Origin of the sequence: Mucilaginibacter pineti, assembly GCF_900101875.1 — a bacterium.
GTDB lineage: Bacteria > Bacteroidota > Bacteroidia > Sphingobacteriales > Sphingobacteriaceae > Mucilaginibacter > Mucilaginibacter pineti.
Window position 1 is genome coordinate 97371 of sequence record NZ_FNAI01000017.1, and the last position, 17706, is coordinate 115076.

Annotated in this window: 14 protein-coding genes; 8 read left to right on the forward strand and 6 right to left on the reverse strand. The window is 44.0% G+C overall.

Annotated elements, in window-relative coordinates; genetic code table 11:
- Window positions 1–2: 2 nt before the first annotated feature.
- Window positions 3–2183 carry a GH92 family glycosyl hydrolase gene (locus BLS59_RS26475; protein ID WP_091155142.1) on the forward strand — a complete coding sequence of 727 codons (2181 nt, stop codon included), beginning with the start codon at window positions 3–5 and terminating at the stop codon, window positions 2181–2183.
- Window positions 2184–2335: 152 nt separating this feature from the next.
- Here BLS59_RS26475 and BLS59_RS26480 read toward each other — a convergent pair whose 3' ends face one another.
- The gene (locus tag BLS59_RS26480) at window positions 2336–3154 is read right to left on the reverse strand and encodes an SDR family oxidoreductase (protein WP_091155146.1); all 819 of its coding nucleotides are present in this window, start codon (window positions 3152–3154) and stop codon (window positions 2336–2338) included.
- 111 nt (window positions 3155–3265) lie between these two features.
- Here BLS59_RS26480 and BLS59_RS26485 point away from each other — a divergent pair, with 111 nt between their 5' ends.
- The gene (locus BLS59_RS26485) at window positions 3266–3799 is read left to right on the forward strand and encodes a lipocalin family protein (protein WP_091155308.1); all 534 of its coding nucleotides are present in this window, start codon (window positions 3266–3268) and stop codon (window positions 3797–3799) included.
- A gap of 372 nt (window positions 3800–4171) precedes the next feature.
- On the opposite strand, the gene BLS59_RS26490 is transcribed toward BLS59_RS26485, so the two are convergent.
- Window positions 4172–5668: an OmpP1/FadL family transporter gene (locus tag BLS59_RS26490; RefSeq protein ID WP_091155150.1), complete on the reverse strand. Its 1497-nt coding sequence runs from the start codon at window positions 5666–5668 to the stop codon at window positions 4172–4174.
- A gap of 21 nt (window positions 5669–5689) precedes the next feature.
- A complete protein-coding gene (locus tag BLS59_RS31855; protein WP_091155153.1) occupies window positions 5690–6595 on the reverse strand; it encodes a hypothetical protein in 906 nt (301 codons plus the stop codon).
- Window positions 6596–6694: 99 nt separating this feature from the next.
- Here BLS59_RS31855 and proS point away from each other — a divergent pair, with 99 nt between their 5' ends.
- On the forward strand, window positions 6695–8167 hold the full coding sequence (gene proS / locus BLS59_RS26500; protein WP_091155157.1) for a proline--tRNA ligase: 1473 nt from the start codon (window positions 6695–6697) through the stop codon (window positions 8165–8167).
- Window positions 8168–8254: 87 nt separating this feature from the next.
- Window positions 8255–9394 carry a cystathionine gamma-synthase gene (locus BLS59_RS26505; RefSeq protein ID WP_091155159.1) on the forward strand — a complete coding sequence of 380 codons (1140 nt, stop codon included), beginning with the start codon at window positions 8255–8257 and terminating at the stop codon, window positions 9392–9394.
- A 341-nt stretch (window positions 9395–9735) separates the two neighbouring features.
- Here BLS59_RS26505 and BLS59_RS26510 read toward each other — a convergent pair whose 3' ends face one another.
- Together BLS59_RS26510 and BLS59_RS26515 are read right to left on the reverse strand one after the other, a co-directional pair.
- Entirely contained in the window at window positions 9736–10404 is a 669-nt protein-coding gene (locus BLS59_RS26510) for a Pr6Pr family membrane protein (RefSeq protein WP_091155161.1), read from the reverse strand.
- Between the two features lie 10 nt (window positions 10405–10414).
- Window positions 10415–11014: a hypothetical protein gene (locus tag BLS59_RS26515; RefSeq protein ID WP_143014248.1), complete on the reverse strand. Its 600-nt coding sequence runs from the start codon at window positions 11012–11014 to the stop codon at window positions 10415–10417.
- A 187-nt stretch (window positions 11015–11201) separates the two neighbouring features.
- Here BLS59_RS26515 and BLS59_RS31385 point away from each other — a divergent pair, with 187 nt between their 5' ends.
- The 4 genes from BLS59_RS31385 to BLS59_RS26530 all read left to right on the forward strand — a co-directional run bounded on the left by BLS59_RS31385 (window position 11202) and on the right by BLS59_RS26530 (window position 17407).
- Window positions 11202–11420 carry a hypothetical protein gene (locus BLS59_RS31385; RefSeq protein WP_143014249.1) on the forward strand — a complete coding sequence of 73 codons (219 nt, stop codon included), beginning with the start codon at window positions 11202–11204 and terminating at the stop codon, window positions 11418–11420.
- 69 nt (window positions 11421–11489) lie between these two features.
- Window positions 11490–11987, forward strand: coding sequence for a VOC family protein (locus BLS59_RS26520; RefSeq protein ID WP_091155168.1), 498 nt, complete (start codon window positions 11490–11492; stop codon window positions 11985–11987).
- A gap of 628 nt (window positions 11988–12615) precedes the next feature.
- A complete protein-coding gene (locus tag BLS59_RS26525; RefSeq protein WP_091155171.1) occupies window positions 12616–14982 on the forward strand; it encodes an ABC transporter permease in 2367 nt (788 codons plus the stop codon).
- A 55-nt stretch (window positions 14983–15037) separates the two neighbouring features.
- Window positions 15038–17407 carry an ABC transporter permease gene (locus BLS59_RS26530; RefSeq protein ID WP_091155174.1) on the forward strand — a complete coding sequence of 790 codons (2370 nt, stop codon included), beginning with the start codon at window positions 15038–15040 and terminating at the stop codon, window positions 17405–17407.
- A gap of 33 nt (window positions 17408–17440) precedes the next feature.
- Here the strand turns inward: BLS59_RS26530 and BLS59_RS26535 are convergent, their stop codons facing one another.
- Entirely contained in the window at window positions 17441–17656 is a 216-nt protein-coding gene (locus BLS59_RS26535) for a hypothetical protein (RefSeq protein ID WP_091155177.1), read from the reverse strand.
- Between the last annotated feature and the right edge of the window lie 50 nt (window positions 17657–17706).

Here is a 17706-nt window from a genome sequence, read left to right on the forward strand (position 1 = left end):
GTATGCGCTGTAAAACACTGTTTAAAATATTGCTGCTCATGGGCGTGGTTTCGGGCTTAAATGCCGGGGCGCAAACCTATGGGCAATATGTAAATCCATTCATCGGCACATCGGCTACGGGGCATACTTTTCCGGGTGCTACAGTACCCTTTGGTATGGTGCAGCTTAGTCCCGAAACCGGCAATTTCGGGTGGAACTATTGCTCGGGCTATCGTTACGAGGATACCGTTATCACCGGCTTTGCGCATACCCACCTGAGCGGTACCGGCGGCGTAGATTTGGGCGATGTGCTGTTCTTTCCTTTCCAGGGGAAAGATCCTGCACACTTCACCAGCAAGTTCTCGCATAAAAACGAAAAAGCCTCGCCGGGTTATTATGAGGTTGTTTTAAGTGACCATAACATCAGGACCCAGCTTACCACGTCAGCGCATGCAGGTTTGCACCGTTACACGTTTAACAATGCTGGTACGTCGCATCTGCTTATTGATATGCAAAGCGGATTGGTGGAGGATGCGGAGCAGCTAAAAGAACATGTAGCTGAAGGTAGCATAACCGTAAACAGTACTACCAGCATCAGCGGTTCTGCTTACACAAGCCAGTGGGTGGAGAAAAAGGTGTTTTTTACCGTGCAGTTTAACAAACCCATTAAAGGTTATCACTTTATTGACGATAGCGCCCACCGCCGCCTGGTAGTTGATTTTGATCTGAAAAAAGGTGAATCTGTAGAAGCACGGGTGGGGATCTCGGGTGTAAGCATTGCAGGTGCCCGCAAAAACCTTGCTGCCGAAACCGCCGGGAAAACATTTGAACGGGTAAGGGCAGAAGCTGCCAAAGCCTGGGAAAACCAGTTCAGTAAACTTAAAGCCGAGGGTACGGATCAGAACAAGATAGCCTTTTATACCAGCGTTTATCACGCCCTCATTCAGCCAAATAATATTGCCGATGTGGATGGCAAATACCGCGGTGCGGATGGCCTCGTACATCAATCAGCGGATAAGGTGTTCTATTCTACTTTTTCATTGTGGGATACCTACAGGGCCGCGCATCCGCTGTACACACTCATCTGCCCGGACAAGGACGGACAAATGGTGGAGAGTATGGTGCAGCATTTTAAACTCACCAAGTTGCTGCCTGTGTGGACGCTTTTTGGAAAAGAAAGTTACGCCATGATAGGCAACCACGCCATCCCCGTTATGGTTGATGCCAGTTTGAAAGGTATTAAAGGTTTTGATAAGGACCAGGCTTTTGCTGCTATTAAAGCCACACTCACAACCAATAAAAACCCAAAGTACGATTGGTCGCTGTACATGAAATACGGCTACCTGCCATCTGATACCGTAACCCGCGAAGCTGTTTCACGCACGCTGGAAGCCGCTTATGACGATTGGTGTGCCGCTCAGCTGGCTAAAAATCTGCATAAAACCGCCGACTATAACTATTTTATTAAACGATCTAAATTCTACGTAAACCTGTTTGATAAGTCGACCGGGTTGATGCGGGGCAGGTTATTCAACGGTAATTGGGTACAGCCATTTGCCCACCTGGATAGCGGTCAGCTGGCCATAGGCGGCGATTATACCGAAGGAAACGCCTGGCAATATACGTGGCAGGTACAGCAGGATATCCCCGGATTGATCAAGCTGATGGGCGGCAGGAAAGCTTTCGTCGACAAGTTAGATTCGTTATTTACTATGGATTCAAAGGTGTTTGGCAAGGGCTCAACGCTGGATGTTACCGGGCTGATAGGCCAGTACGCGCACGGTAACGAGCCTAATCATCACGTGGCTTACCTCTACACCCTGGCCGGTGAACCAGCCAAAACACAAAACCTTGTGCGGCAAATAGCCGATCAGTTTTACCAGAATAAACCCGACGGCTTGTCGGGAAATGATGATTGCGGCCAGATGTCGGCATGGTATATATTTACTTCGATGGGCTTTTACCCCGTTAACCCCGCTGATGGCCATTACGTATTTGGTGCGCCGCAATTAAGTAAAGTTACGCTGGCACTGCCCGGTAATAAAAAGTTTGTAATAGTGGCCGAGGGCTTATCCGTAGCGAATAAATTTGTGCAAAGCATCAGCCTCAATGGCAAACCGTACCGTAAAAATTACATAAGTCATAAAGATATTTTAGCCGGCGGCAAGCTGGTTTTTGTAATGGGGAGTGTGCCTGTTTTGTAGAGATTCGCCCGCAGAACACACCCCTGCCATTGCGCAATTCCTCCGCACCCCCTCTCAAGAGGGGAATTGAAAAAAGCAAGTCAAAAGCATGGGGTAAGTGCGATTCCCCTCTTGAGAGGGGCGGAGGGGTGTGTTTTTTGCCGCAGCTTCCCCTACATCAACCGCGCAACCTCGAATTTATAATCCAGTACCTCATTTAAATAAACGCTTTCAATAATTTTCCATTCCTTTAATTCGGATATAAAAACGGGGACTTCCAAGCCCGATTTTATGGCGGCCTGGGTGTAAAATTCGGCGCGGGTAGGGTGGTGCGGGGCGCAGGCATTAAGCAGGTAGCCAAATGCCTGTTTATGAATTACGGCGCTGCCAATAGCCACGCAATCATCCAGGTGAATAAGGTTTACGGGCGCATCGCCATTAGGTATATCCTTTTTACCGGCGAAAAACTTACCCGGATCACGACCGGGGCCGATCAGTCCGGCAAATCGGATGATGGTAGTTTTAAATGATGGTTCGGCCCTGAAAAGGTTTTCGGCGGCGAGTAATATTTTACCGGCCTCGGTGTTGGGTTGGGGATCGGTGTTTTCGTTTACTTTTTTGTCCAAATCGGCATAAACCCCGGTTGAACTGATAAGCACTACATTTTTAATTTTATGCAGTTTTATGGCTTCAATAATGCGGGTTAATTTGGGCACATGATCGGGCCCGCCGCCACTTTTTGTTTTTGGGGGGATGGAGATGACCAGTACATCGCAATAAAAAAAACCGGGGTCGTAACTTTGTTCATCTTTGGTAAAGTTGACTAAATAAGGTTCGATACCTTCTGCCGATAACGCTGCTATTTTGCCGGGCGATGTGGTTGATCCCTTAACCGGCTGGTTGTTTTTCAATAGCTGTTTTGCCAGCGCCAGGCCGTACCAGCCACAACCCAAAATACTGATGATCTTTTTTTCGTCGAACGCGGATATCATACCCAATTTTAATGCTTTGGCGCAAAGGTAATTAATTGATGAGGTATGTTTGGCCTGCTTTTTATGTGCTTGTGGCTTAAACTTTTTGGGCAGGCCAATCGTTATGGTTGTATGAAGAAAGAAATTTTAGCAACTTCTGTTGTGCTGGGCCTGGCTGCTTTTGCACTGAGTGCCCATGAAAAACCGCTGAAAACCGTTAATTACGTCGACCTTAAAAAATACCTGGGTACCTGGTTTGAGATAGCCGCGTTTCCGCAAAGCTTTGAAAAAGGCTGCTCATGCACCTCGGCCACGTATGGTTTACATACCGATGGTAGTATTATCGTAAAAAATCGTTGTATCAAAGATGGTAAATTAAAGGTTGCCGAAGGCAGGGCAGTTGTTACTGATAAGGGCGTTAATTCCAAGCTGTCGGTTCAATTCTTTTGGCCGTTTAAAGGTAAATACTGGATCATTGATCTGGCGAAGGATTACAGCTATGCCGTTGTGGGGCATCCAAATCGTAAATACCTTTGGATATTGAGCCGCCGTCCAACGCTTGACGACCAAACCTATAACCAACTGGTAGTACGTGCCGCCAATAAAGGTTTCGATGTGCGGCATCTGGTGAAAACCGAGCAAATTGGCGATTTGACTGGATTGTGATCACAGATAACAAAAAGTTATATAATGCCTTCATGTAGAGGCGCATATTTGCGCCTCTCAGAGGGATGAGCGGATCTGGAAGTTGGACTTTCATGCGGAAGACGCAAATATGCGTCTCTACAATAAAAATCACTGCGCTTTATAATCAAAAGTATAGACTCCTGTAGTCTGAAGATTACCTACATATTCCTCCGAAGTCAAAGACTTCAAATAGCGGTTTATGCTTGAGAGGTTGTCATGCTGAGCCTGTCGAAGCATTGTGTGCAAAGGCCTCTGCGCTCAACCCTTCGACAGGCTCAGGGTGACAGCCCGCAATTCCATAAAAAAGGCCTCCCGATACTGGGAAGCCTTTTTTTATGGATATTATGTTAATTAAAAACGGTATCCAACTGTAAGGAAGGCGTTGTTGTTAGTCTTTTTTAGTGCGGCTGCCGGGCTAAGCGCGCCAATTTCGTATGGGTAAACGGTTTGTGTGTTGCTTAAGTGGGCGTATGTAGCATCTACATAATAATCGCCAAACCTGAAGCCTAAGCCGCCGCTAACGGTTTTAAGATCTTTACCATCTGTTTTCAGCGGGCTGCCCTGTTGGCTGTAACCGCCGCGCAAATAAACCATGCTGTTTAAACGGGCTTCGGCACCTACATGAATATTTACGGTTGAACGATATAATGATTTAATGTTGCCATTATCAAAATCGCCGCTGTAACTGTCATTGCTGCTAATGTGTGTAGTGGTATAATCAATATACTCCACATCGCCGCTTATGAAGCCTGCTTTGCCTATAAATACTGCCGCGCCGCCTGCCAGTTTAAGCGGAGTGCGCATGGTATAAGTTAAGTTATAATCGCCAGACTGATCTGTTAAAGAGCTGGCAGCTGTGTTGGTACCCAAGCCTTCGCTATAAGTATCATCAATACTGTAAAAGGTTGGCGATGTAAAGGTGAATCCTAAACGTACAATTTCTATAGGTTTGTAAATGATACCCAACTTAACATTAGCACCAGATCCGCGGGTATCCTGGGCCTGGGCATAGGTTGAGTTAAAGTCGGTAGGTATGCCGGTAGTGGGTTTAGTAGGGTCGGTAGTCATGGATGCATTACCAACCTCATTAAATGTGTTGAATGAATTATACCTGATATCGGTAATAGCTACGCCCAAACCAATGTAAAGCTTATTGCTGTAATTGGCGCCGAATGCAAAATTAAGTTCAGACTGGCCGCCGGTGCGCGAAGCGTTGCTCAGTTGATTTACCGGTGTTGAAACGGTGCTGCGGTAGTCAATATTGGGGTCGGTACCAAAATTATCTATAAGCTTTTGGCGGTATGCCCAGCCGTCAAGTCCGCTGGTATTAAGGTTGCCGTATTTCTGCGTTTCATCGTTAGCAACGCCGCCGAAATAATCGGATATGGAGCTTTTGTCGTTTTTGCCGCCGTAGGCTATGTTTTCGTAAAAATTATTGGTGCGGGCGTAAGATGCACCGTAGTTGATGCTTACCCAGCCTTTTGTTTTATCGCGGCCCCTTGCGGTGCTCAATTGCTGATAAAATACAACAGCCGCGTTATTTAAATTAACCTGGTTTTTACTGGCGTTGGTATTGGTGCCAAAATAGGTTCCCTGTACCTTTGAGCCATCATACTCGGGGGTTATACTCAATTCCGAGCGGGTGAAAAATCCCAGGCCGGCAGGGTTACCGCTAATGGAACTCAAATCGCCGCCGATGGCAGTACCGGCATTACCAATGGCTTTTATACGTGATGTAGACCCTGTTTGAAAGGTTGAAAAACGTATGGCATCCTGCGAATATTGAGCAAAGCCATCTTTAGTAATTGCTACTATAGCAATTACACTTAGTAAATATTTTATTTTCATAAAAATAGGTTGTGATAAAATTTAAGGTCTAACTGGTCGGCCGCCGCCTCCGCCACCACCACCGCCGCCACTGCTTCTTGAGCCGCCGCTGCTTGATGAAGGTGCAGGTGAACTACTGCTGCGATCAACAGAAACAGGCCTGGACTCCTGGGCCACAGGGCTATCTGAACGTGATGGAGCAGCATCTGTACGTGCAGGACGAGCGTAGCTGCTTGGCGCGGTACGTGTACCGTTGCTGTTAACAGTTGGCCTGGCATCCCTGCCACCAGGAATGTAGCCTATACCGTTGTTACGACTTGATGATGCTGTTGAACCATTACGTGAACTCATAGCATACGGGCTGCCGGTACCTCTTGATGGGCGTGGATTACCAGCTGTATAACGACCGCCGCCGCCATAATAGCCACCACCACCGTACCCACCACCACCGTACCCACCACCGCCGTAACCGTAGCCGCCGCCATAGTAACCACCATAGCCGCCACGGTAAAAGCCGTAACCGTAACCAAGGCCCCAGCCACCGAAGCCATAACCTAAGCCCCAGCCCCCGTAACCATAGCTATATGGCGAGTAGCCGTAACCAAACGGACCGTAATTAAAGCCTAAACTAAAGGTATCGCTATATAAATAGTTGCCGTAGCCGTAATAAAGATTATCGTAGTAGCCAAAAGGCGAAGCATAACTGAAACGGTTTATACGGGATGAATAATCATCGTAATAAAAATAATCGTCGTTATCCTCATCGTCATCCTGAACGGCGTTTTGGGCGTATTGCGGTTGTGCTGTATAAACGGGCTCATCTGCAGCCTTTGCTTTGGAGAAGTAAACATCATCGCTGCTTTGGGTAGAAGCGAGTTTTTGAGTGGAGCAGGAACTCAGCGCTATAGCGCCAATAAAAAGGATTCCTAATGCAATGTTCCGTTTCATTTCAGGTATGTAAAAAGTTCGAGTTCAAATAACTTTTAAATTTATAAATTTGGGCGCAATATACAATAATTGCAAAGTCAAATTCATTCCAACAAATATATGAGCAAAGGTGTTATTAGTAAAGACGAAGATTATTCGCAATGGTTTAACGACTTAGTAATTAAATCTGACATGGCCGAGTATTCGCCGGTTAGGGGCTGTATGATCATTAAACCGTACGGCTATTCTATATGGGAAAAGATACAGGCCGTGCTTGACGGTATGTTTAAAGATACAGGGCATAGCAATGCTTATTTTCCGCTGCTGATACCCAAATCGTTCTTTAGTAAAGAGGCCAGCCATGTTGATGGTTTTGCTAAGGAATGTGCTGTTGTAACCCACTATCGCCTAAAAAATGATGGCGAAGGAAATATTATTGTTGATGAAGATGCCAAGCTGGAAGAAGAGCTGATCATTCGCCCAACATCCGAAACCATTATCTGGAACACGTATAAAGGCTGGATTCAATCATACCGCGATCTGCCTATCCTGGTTAACCAATGGGCCAACGTAATGCGCTGGGAAATGCGCACCCGTTTGTTTTTACGCACCAGCGAGTTTTTATGGCAGGAAGGCCACACCGCCCACGCCACATCAGATGAAGCCATTGCCGAAACTGAGCAAATGCTTAACGTATATGCTGATTTTGCCGAAAACTGGATGGCGCTGCCGGTAGTAAAAGGCCGTAAAACGGCTAATGAACGTTTTGCAGGCGCTTTGGATACTTATTGTATTGAGGCTTTAATGCAGGATGGTAAAGCATTGCAGGCAGGTACCTCGCACTTTTTAGGACAGAACTTTGCCAAGGCTTTTGATGTTAAATTCACCAATAAAGAAAACGTTCAGGATTTTGTTTGGGCTACCTCATGGGGAGTTTCTACCCGGTTAATTGGTGCCCTTATTATGGCGCACAGCGATGATGCCGGTTTGGTATTGCCGCCAAAACTGGCCCCTATACAGGTTGTTGTTGTGCCGATATACAAACACCAGGAAGAACTGGATAACATTGCCACCTATGTTGCCGGCTTAACCAAAGAGCTGAAAGCTAAAGGTATCTCTGTTAAGTTTGATAAACGCGATACCCATCGCCCGGGCGCAAAATTTGCCGAATACGAATTGAAAGGTGTGCCGTTGCGCGTAGCTATCGGCAGTCGCGATATGACAAATGGTACTGTTGAACTTGCCCGTCGCGATACCAAAACAAAGGAAACTGTAAACCAGGACGGACTTGCCTTGCATATTGAAACATTGTTAGATGAAATTCAAAACAACATCTACAAAAAAGCCTTTGATTTCCGCGCCGAAAATACTACGGAGGTTGATACCTATGAGGAATTTAAACGCATGCTTGACGAAGAGCCAGGCTTCCTGAGTGCACATTGGGATGGCACACCAGAAACTGAGCAAAAGATAAAAGAGGAAACTAAAGCGACAATCCGTTGCATACCTTTGGATAACAAACAGGAAGAAGGCAAGTGCATTTTAACGGGAGCTCCTTCTAAACAGAGGGTGCTTTTCGCGAGAGCATATTAGTGCAAGCCTATAGTTCATGGTTAATAGTTCATAGTCGAACCTATTAAACCATGAACTATGATCCATTAACCATGAACTACCAATCCCATGAAATTCGCAACTAAAGCAATACACGCAGGGCAGGAGCCCGATCCAACAACGGGCGCTATCATGACGCCGATATACCAGACATCTACCTACTGGCAAAAATCGCCGGGAGATAATAAGGGCTATGAGTACTCACGCGGTACAAACCCTACCCGCAAGGCGCTGGAAGATTGTTTGGCCGCGCTGGAAAATGCAAAGTTCGGACTGGCGTTTTCAAGCGGCATGGGTGCTACCGATGCAGTAATGAAACTGCTGGCACCCGGCGACGAGGTAATTACCGGGAATGACCTTTACGGTGGCTCATACCGGATATTTACCAAGATCTACGCTAACTACGGTATCAAGTTTCATTTTCTTGATCTGTCGAACCCCGAGATCATCCGAGCGTATACCAACGATAAAACAAAACTTATCTGGATAGAAACGCCTACCAACCCCACCATGCAAATTGTGGATATTGCGGCTATAGGTAAAATATCCAAAGAAAAGAATTTGCTGTTTGTTGTAGATAATACCTTCGCCTCGCCATACCTGCAAAACCCTATCGACCTTGGTGCCGATGTGGTGATGCACTCGGTAACCAAATACATTGGCGGCCACAGCGATGTGGTTATGGGTGCCCTGATGCTTAACGACGAGGAACTGTACAAAAAGCTATGGTTCATTTATAATGCCTGCGGTGCTACACCTGGCCCGATGGATAGCTTCCTGGTGCTGCGCGGTATAAAAACCCTGCACCTGCGTATGAAGGCCCATTGCGAAAACGGGAGGCAAATTGCTCAGTTCCTGAAAACGCACCCCAAGGTTGAAAAGATTTATTGGCCGGGCTTTACCGATCATCCAAACCATGAGGTTGCCAAAAAGCAAATGCTTGATTTTGGGGGAATGATCAGCATCGTGTTAAAAGGGGCTGACTTGCAGGAAACTTTCCGCATCGCGTCGTCATTTAAGGTATTTGCCCTGGCTGAATCATTGGGCGGTGTGGAATCATTGATCAACCACCCAGTAAGCATGACCCACGGTTCTATACCGAAAGCCGAGCGCGAAAAAGCCGGCGTGGTAGACAACCTGCTGCGCCTAAGCGTAGGTGTTGAAGATATAGAAGATTTACTGGAAGATTTGAAACAAGCGTTAGCTTAATTTAGTATCAAGTAGTCAGTATCAAGTATCAGGATATTTAGAGAATAATCAAATAACCTGTCATTCTGAGCGGAGCGAAGAATCTTCTTCAATAGCTAAGTCTGCTACCTGTATAGGGTAGAAGATCCTTCGTTCCTCAGGATGACAAAAGTGGTGAAATATTAAAAATATGTCACTCATTTACTCGCGCGGGTTTAGCGCAGCGTAACCCGTGTGAAAGCATGATTTAAGCTTCCATCTTAATCATGCGTCGGCTGAAAGCCGACACTATGCCAAGTCACGGGCTGGAAGCCCGCGCCAGTAACCGTCCGCGCCAGTAAAGTCTTGATACCTGATACTATCTACTTGATACTCTTTCCTGCCATCCACCGGTTCAGTGAGAAGAACAACAGATCGAAAACTACAAACGCCATCATCATCAATAACGAGTTGATGATAACCCTTTGATAGCCCAGCTTATCAACATTTAAAAAAGGGTAGGGGTAAAAATGATAGATAGCCCCGCGGATGAGGATATAAACGAGGTATAAAAACGGGAACCAAAGCCATTTTGCCGCCTTTGCCCAGCCAAGTTTTTCTTTCGGTGCAAAAAACAGCCAGAATATAATGAAGGCCAGCGGGTTAAACGCGTGTGTTAATTCATTGGTAATCGTGAATAAACCTTCTAAATGTACCAGGCCCCTTAATACCGTATTGTAAACAAGGCCAACAATGGTAATGTATAAGGCGGTTGCTGTTACTACGCTATTGCTGGCGAAAAAACTTTTAAAACCCGATGCCGGTTTTAACACTATAGCTACCAGGCAAAGGCCAACCAATATATTGCTCAGTACGGTAAAAAAACTGATGATCTGTATAAGGGAACCTCCAAAAGTGCGCCCGGTTTGTACATAAGCCTGGGTAGATATCATAAACTGCAATATCACGGAAAACCATACCGTAAGGCCTAAAACTACAGCGTAAATTAAAGTTGCTTTACTTTGTTTTTGATGGTTTACCTGTTGCGGCATAATGTTAAAATTAACGTTTATTTAAACCGCTCAGCATAAATTGTAATGACTGACCGTTGTTTTTAATTGTGTCGATAACAACAATGTTGTTTTTTACAAACGTTATCAATTCGGTGGTTGCATCGCCTGCTTTTATCTTTTTCGCGGTTTTAATATTGCGTACCAATGCCTGTGGTGTACGTATCAATCCCCAGGGAAATCCCCACCAGCCCAGTAGCGCGGTTTTTACAGTAGCATCCTGGTTGGCGGTGTGCAGGCAGGTTGGGCAGGCAATTAAAAGCTTCTTTTTGTATTGGGTAAGCAATATAAAACTCATAACTGTGCCGCTTAATGCTGCATTTAAAGGCTGCGCCTTGCTGGTGCAAACCGGGCATGCCTGGCTGCGAATTAAGGAAAGGTAGCTTTCAAAACGACTATCGCTTACATCTATCGATTGAACGTCCATAGCTTTGGTAATTTCGGTATCCAACCCCCGACTTTTAATTTCAGCTTTAACCAGTTCAAGTGCTTCGGGGCGCAGGCTGGCTGCTTCATTCACCGCTAAACGGGTAAGCTTATCGTCGGGCAGGTTTTTGTAGGTTGCCTTTAGTTGTTCAAGATCTGGTAGCATATGTATTTTTATTACCATAAATGTAATAAAAGAATGTTTGCCAGCCTATTATATTTAAAAAGGGGAGTAACGTAAATATTAAATGAATAAAATGCACGCATCAAAATTATTTTTTATGTGTTAAATTAACAATAACAGTAACCACAGTGCATTTTTTAACGTATAAGCAATTAATATGAGGGGCTATGTGAACATACCTAAAACGATATATTGCAAGTTTTGTAAGATATGCGGGGGGCGACCGGTGATTGAACCGGCCGAAGGAGGAGTATATGTGGTTAAATGCCCCAATGATAACGGGCACTATCAAACCCGCCCGGGATTGATAGATATTGACGATTGGAACCTCAACAATACCGTTAATTATGTATCCAGTCAGGATGTTAATCAGCAGGTATCATGCTGAGTAATATTTTTGTGAATTAATTGGTACGACGCTTTAAAGCTTATCTTTAGGTTTTAAACCAAATTAATTATGAGTTTATCTTTTAATACTGCACATGCCGCGCCGGGCAAGTTTAAACTGATGCTTTTCACTTTAATATGTTTGCTGCCGGCTTTTAGCTACGCGCAATCCGCATCAGATGCATCGCCGGTTGTTGATCATATTTCCATTTGCGTTCGCGATTTAAAAAAGAGTGTGGCCTTTTATACCGAGGTAATGCATCTCCAAAAAGTAAAAAATCCCTTTAACGATACCGTAAGCCACCAGTGGTACAACCTGGGCAACCATATAAAACTACATGCCATACAGGGCGATTGCAATAGCAGTCATCCTAAAAATGAGCACTTGTGCTTCGCAGTAGGCTCGGTAACAACGTTTGCCAAAACGCTCGATAAAATGAACATCCCCTATGGCAATTGGAATGGCGACAGCAAAACACCAACCCACCGGGCCGACGGTGTGCTGCAGCTCTACTTCCAGGACCCGGATGGGTATTGGATAGAGATCAATAGCCCGGATAAAAAATAGCGATGATTATTCGCAAAAAGCGGGAGGGTAAGTGCGATTCCCCTATCGAGAGGGTAATAGCCCATGAGTAGACAGAGATATCATAAATAAGTTTGATAGGCTACATGCCGGCCCCTTCGGGGCTACGTGTTTATAGTTTAATATAATATAGGCTTGGCTCCGTAGGTGCCTCCTTATTTAACAGGAAGCTCCTATGGAGCTATTGATACCCATAAAATACCTATAAACACGATACTCCTACGGAGTTAGAAAATCTGATTACGTTTTTATGTCTATTGATGGGCTATTACTCTCTTGAGAGGGGTGGAGGGGTGTGTTTCATACCGCAGAAAACACCCCTGCCACCACACAATTCCTTCGCGCCCCCTCTCAAGAGGGGAACCGCTAACAAATATTAAGTTGACGAATCAAATAACGGATAGTCATTAAAATAACTGCCTGAAACTGATATGCTAAACCCTCCCGAAACCGCACACTTATTGTAACGTTTCCGAACGGGTGTTATTGGTTGATTTGTTTTAATTAATTGATTTATAGTTTTTTATGTTATTGGCACGGGTTTTAAATACCATAATAGGATCAAGTTTGTAGTTTAAACAATCACCGTTCATTTAAAACCGACATAACCATGTTCAAAACATATTTTAAACTCGCCTACAGAAATATAATTAAAGATAAAGCCTATTCCTTTATTAATATAACAGGCCTGGCAATAGGCCTTGCATCAAGTATACTGATATTGCTTTGGGTACAAAATGAATTAAGTTATGACAAGTTTCACAAAAATGCTGATCAGATCTATCGTATAGCCGTCGATTTTAATGATACAAAAAGCGCAGACAATTCAGCAGGTATGCCGGGCGGCTTAAAAGCCGAACTGCCGGTAATAAAAAATACAGTTCGTATAGGTAAAGGCACGCCTGTTTTATTAGCAACAGGGAGTAAAAAGTTTGATGAAAAGCGGGTGTTTTATGCAGATGCAAGCTTTTTAGATGTGTTTTCGTTTCCATTGGTAAAGGGTGACCGTACCACCGCGTTAAATGGGGTGGATGGTATTTTAATAACAGAGGAAATGGCAACTAAATACTTTGGCAACCAGGACCCTATTGGTAAAATTATCCGCATAGATAACAAGGATAACGCAATCGTGACAGGTGTTTTAGCAAATATCCCAGCTAATTCCGACCTGCAATTTGACGTCGTTTTGCCAATGGCAGCGCTGGCCAAATCCTTTGCCGATCTGAAAACCAATACCTGGACCAACTTTAATCTTTTTGATTATGTTCAACTCGATAAAAGTTTTAACCCTTCAGTATCCAATTTATTAGGATTAGAGAAACAAATAAATCAGATTTTTCAAAGACATAGCCCCGGCACTAAAGCATTTTTTAAATTGCAGCCTTTAACCCAGATACACCTTGCACCAGAAAGATTGGGAGATTTACCAGGGCACGGCAATGCGCAGTACGTAAGCATTTTTTTAATTGTCGCTATTTTAATTCTTGTTGTAGCGTGTATCAATTTTATGAACCTTGCCACTGCACGTTCGGCCCGCAGGGCTAAGGAAATTGGCTTACGTAAAGTAGCCGGCGCTGTACGCGGACAGTTGATCATCCAGTTTTTAAGCGAGTCGGTATTTATTTCTTTCCTGGCCCTATTTCTTGCATTCGGGATCGTTATTTTATTTCTGCCGGTATTTAATGAATTGGCCAACAGAAAACTCAGCATCAATGTAGCTGATGCGAAACTGTGGTTAAGCCTTGCGGGCATTGCCTTGTTCACCGGGCTTATTTCCGGCAGCTATCCGGCCTTATTTCTTTCGGGCTTTAACCCGGTTAAGGTGCTTAAGGGAAATGTAAAATCAATGGGTGGCAACTTGCTGTTCCGCAATGCTTTGGTTGTAATTCAGTTTACGGTTTCTATTGTATTGCTGGTAGGCACAGTGGTTATCTACAATCAGCTTAAATTTATCAGGGAACGGAACCCCGGCTTCGAGAAAGCCAATCTTTTGTATATGCCGATGACAGGCGATACCTGGCACAAGCTGGATGCCTTAAAAAATGAGTTAAAAGCCGACCCGCTTACCAGCGATTTTGCCCTCATTACCGATTTACCTACTAATTTAGGCGGCTGGACGTTTGATGTAAAATGGGATGGTAAAGATCCCCGTTCACAAACATCTATCCCGGTGATGGCCGTTAATGAAGATTTTACCCATGTATTCAGGATGAAGGTATTAGCAGGTCGTAGTTTTTCAAAGGCATTTAAAACCGATTCAAGTAGTTACATGATCAACGAAAAAATGGCGAAAGTTATGGGTTTAAGTGCCAGTACGGCAATAGGAAAACCATTAACGCTTTGGGGCAGCAAAGGCACTATTGTTGGCGTTGTAAAGGATTTTAATTTTAAACCTATTCAACAGGCTATTGAACCATTGATTTTGCCCTTTAATAATTTGGGCGGTTTTGTAGTGGTAAGAACATTACCCGGCAAAACCAGCGCAACCATACAAGCTTTATCCAAAATAAGCCAGGAGCTTAATCCCGCTTATCCCTTCAAGTTTGATTTTCTTGATCAGGACCTGGCTAACCTTTATAAAGGCGAACAGCAGATGGGTAACATTTTTAACCTGTTTGCCGTTTTGGGCATCTTTATATCCTGTCTGGGTTTATATGGCTTATCCGCCTTTATGGCCGAACAGCGTACCAAAGAGATTGGTGTGCGCAAAGTGTTAGGCGCATCGGTGTTAGATCTGGTATATATATTATCATCGGGAATTACCAAGCTTATCCTGGTTGCTATATGTATCGCTATACCGCTTTCCTGGTATGCGGTGAACAACTGGCTGGCTGGTTTTGCCTATCACATCAACGTTGGCTGGCTGGTATTCTTCATAGCAGCAGTATCAGCGCTGGGTATTGCCTGGCTTACGGTTAGCTATGAATCTGTAAAGGCAGCAATTGTTAATCCTATAAAAAGTTTGCGAACTGAGTAACGTATAAGATCATTTTATAGTTAAAGATTGTACAATTCATTAAACCGGAACAATCATGTTCAAAACATATTTTAAACTCGCCTACAGAAATATAATAAAGGATAAGGCTTATTCCATTATCAATATAACAGGCTTGGCAATAGGCCTGGCATCAAGTATCCTGATACTGCTTTGGGTACAAAATGAATTAAGCTACGATAAGTTCCATAAAAATGCGGCACTGATCTATCGTATAACCTGCAATATAAGTGATGTTAAAGCAGCCGTAAACACGGCCGGGATGCCCGGTGGATTGAAAGCAGAGATGCCGGAAATTAAAAACACCGTCCGTTTAAGCGCGAATCCTCCTGCTATCCTATTTGAAGCGGGGGGCAAGAAATTTGAAGAAAAACGGGTATTTTATGCCGATCCCAGTTTCATGGATATGCTTTCTTTTCCACTGGTTCAGGGCGATCGTAACACAGCATTAAAACAAGTGGATGGTGTTTTAATAACACAGAAAATAGCTACAAAATATTTCGGGAGCGAAAATCCTATCGGTAAAGTCTTAAAAAAAGATAATAGTGAAAATGTGGTCGTAACTGGTGTGTTGGCCAATATCCCGGCTAATTCACAACTACAATTTGACTTTATTCTTCCAATGGCCTCCTTCGCCAGAACAAATAATGATTTGAAAAATAATAGATGGGACAACTTCAGTTTTTACACATATGTGCAATTAGATAAAAGTTTTGATCCTTCTGCTGCTAATCTATTACGGCTGGAAAAGCACATAGACCAGATATTTCAGAAACGTGTACACAATATGAAGGCCACATTCCAATTGCAGCCCTTAGCTAAAATTCATCTGGGGCCGGAATTGCTGGGGGAGATGCCGGGTCATGGGAATGCTCAATATGTAAACATCTTTTTTATTATCGCCATTTTGATACTGGTAGTAGCCTGTATCAATTTTATGAATCTAGCTACTGCACGTTCAGCCCGGAGGGCCAAAGAAATTGGCCTACGCAAGGTGGCAGGTGCTGTACGCGGGCAGCTGATTATGCAGTTTTTAAGCGAATCTGTTTTTATCTCATTCCTGTCCTTATTGCTTGCGCTTGGGATAGTTTGGTTATTCATCCCGGTATTTAATGAGCTGGCCGACAGGCAATTGGTTGTTCCTATTGCAAATGCCTGGTTTTGGTTAAGCCTTTTGGGGATTGCTTTAATAACGGGATTAATCTCCGGGTGCTATCCGGCTTTGTTTCTTTCCGGCTTTAACCCGGTTAAAGTGCTCAAGGGGAATGTAAAATCAATGGGCGGCAACTTGCTGTTCCGCAACGCTTTGGTCGTAACCCAATTTATGGTGTCTATCATATTGCTGGTTAGCACAGTGGTTATTTACAATCAGCTTAAATTTATCAAAGACAGGGACCCCGGCTTTAAGAAGGCCAATCTTTTGTACATACCGATGACAGGAGATATCTGGAACAAGCAGCAGGCTTTAAAAAATGAATTAAAGCAAAACCCGCTTACCAGCGATTTTACAATTACTTCTGACCTGCCAACCAACCTGCTGGCTGGGACGGTTGATATAAACTGGGATGGCAAAGATCCCCGTTCGCAAGTACTCATTCCGAGTATAGCTATCAATGAAGATTTTACTCATACATTCAGGATGGAATTAGTGACCGGACGAAGTTTTTCAGCGGCATTTAAAACTGATTCCAATAACTACATGGTTAACGAAAAAATGGTGAAAACTATGGGTTTAAATGTCAATACAGTAATTGGTAAACCATTAACGCTTTGGGGTAATAAGGGAACTGTAATTGGTGTTGTCAAGGACTTTAACTTTAAACCAGTTCAGCAGGCTATAGAGCCATTAATTATGCGCTTTAATAATTCGGGCGGCTTTGTAGTGATAAGAGCATTGTCAGGCAAAACCACCGCAACCATACAAGCCTTATCAAAAATAAGCCATGAACTCAATCCTGGCTATCCCTTTAAATTTGATTTTATTGATCAGGATATGGCCAATCTTTATAGAGGCGAACAACAGATGGGCAATATCTTTAATCTTTTTGCTATTCTCGGCATTTTTATATCCTGCCTTGGCTTATATGGCTTATCCGCCTTTATGGCCGAGCAGCGTACCAAAGAGATTGGGGTACGTAAAGTATTAGGTGCATCCGTGTTAAACCTCGTATACATATTGTCGTCAGGAATTACTAAGCTGATCCTGGTTGCGATAGTTATAGCCATCCCGCTTTCCTGGTATGCGGTGAATAGTTGGCTGGCCGGTTTTGCCTATCATATAAATGTTAGCTGGCTGTTGTTTTTCATGGCTTCCTTAGCGGCATTAAGCATTGCCTGGCTTACGGTTAGCTATGAATCTGTAAAGGCAGCAATTGTTAATCCTATAAAGAGTTTACGTACGGAATAGCCCATGAATTAATATTGGAGAAAGAAAACAATACTAATACTCCAGCTCGCGGCAGGTAATACCGGCCTTTTGCAGCAACGATTCAATGAACCGCGGCGACAGTCCATTAGCCTCAATGCGCAGTATATTATCGCAATCTTCAAGGTCAAAGTTCCATTGCGCTATCGTGGGGATTTTGGTGAGTAAAGTTTTTACCCTGCTTACCTGCCGTGGTTCCTTAACGCTTGTTGAAAATACCAGTACTTCCATTTTCTTGTATGATTAATTGGTATCAAGTAGTTAGTATCAAGTAATTCTTA

Bases quoted from the DNA above. Each gene is read 5' to 3' on its own strand.
- BLS59_RS26505 (WP_091155159.1), top strand. From the start codon at position 8,255: ATGAAATTCGCAACTAAAGCAATACACGCAGGGCAGGAGCCCGATCCA.
- BLS59_RS26525 (WP_091155171.1), top strand. From the start codon at position 12,616: ATGTTCAAAACATATTTTAAACTCGCCTACAGAAATATAATTAAAGAT.
- BLS59_RS26535 (WP_091155177.1), bottom strand. From the start codon at position 17,656: ATGGAAGTACTGGTATTTTCAACAAGCGTTAAGGAACCACGGCAGGTA.
- BLS59_RS26530 (WP_091155174.1), top strand. From the start codon at position 15,038: ATGTTCAAAACATATTTTAAACTCGCCTACAGAAATATAATAAAGGAT.
- BLS59_RS26490 (WP_091155150.1), bottom strand. From the start codon at position 5,668: ATGAAAATAAAATATTTACTAAGTGTAATTGCTATAGTAGCAATTACT.
- BLS59_RS26515 (WP_143014248.1), bottom strand. From the start codon at position 11,014: ATGCTACCAGATCTTGAACAACTAAAGGCAACCTACAAAAACCTGCCC.
- BLS59_RS26475 (WP_091155142.1), top strand. From the start codon at position 3: ATGCGCTGTAAAACACTGTTTAAAATATTGCTGCTCATGGGCGTGGTT.
- BLS59_RS26510 (WP_091155161.1), bottom strand. From the start codon at position 10,404: ATGCCGCAACAGGTAAACCATCAAAAACAAAGTAAAGCAACTTTAATT.
- BLS59_RS26520 (WP_091155168.1), top strand. From the start codon at position 11,490: ATGAGTTTATCTTTTAATACTGCACATGCCGCGCCGGGCAAGTTTAAA.
- BLS59_RS31855 (WP_091155153.1), bottom strand. From the start codon at position 6,595: ATGAAACGGAACATTGCATTAGGAATCCTTTTTATTGGCGCTATAGCG.
- BLS59_RS26480 (WP_091155146.1), bottom strand. From the start codon at position 3,154: ATGATATCCGCGTTCGACGAAAAAAAGATCATCAGTATTTTGGGTTGT.
- proS (WP_091155157.1), top strand. From the start codon at position 6,695: ATGAGCAAAGGTGTTATTAGTAAAGACGAAGATTATTCGCAATGGTTT.
- BLS59_RS26485 (WP_091155308.1), top strand. From the start codon at position 3,266: ATGAAGAAAGAAATTTTAGCAACTTCTGTTGTGCTGGGCCTGGCTGCT.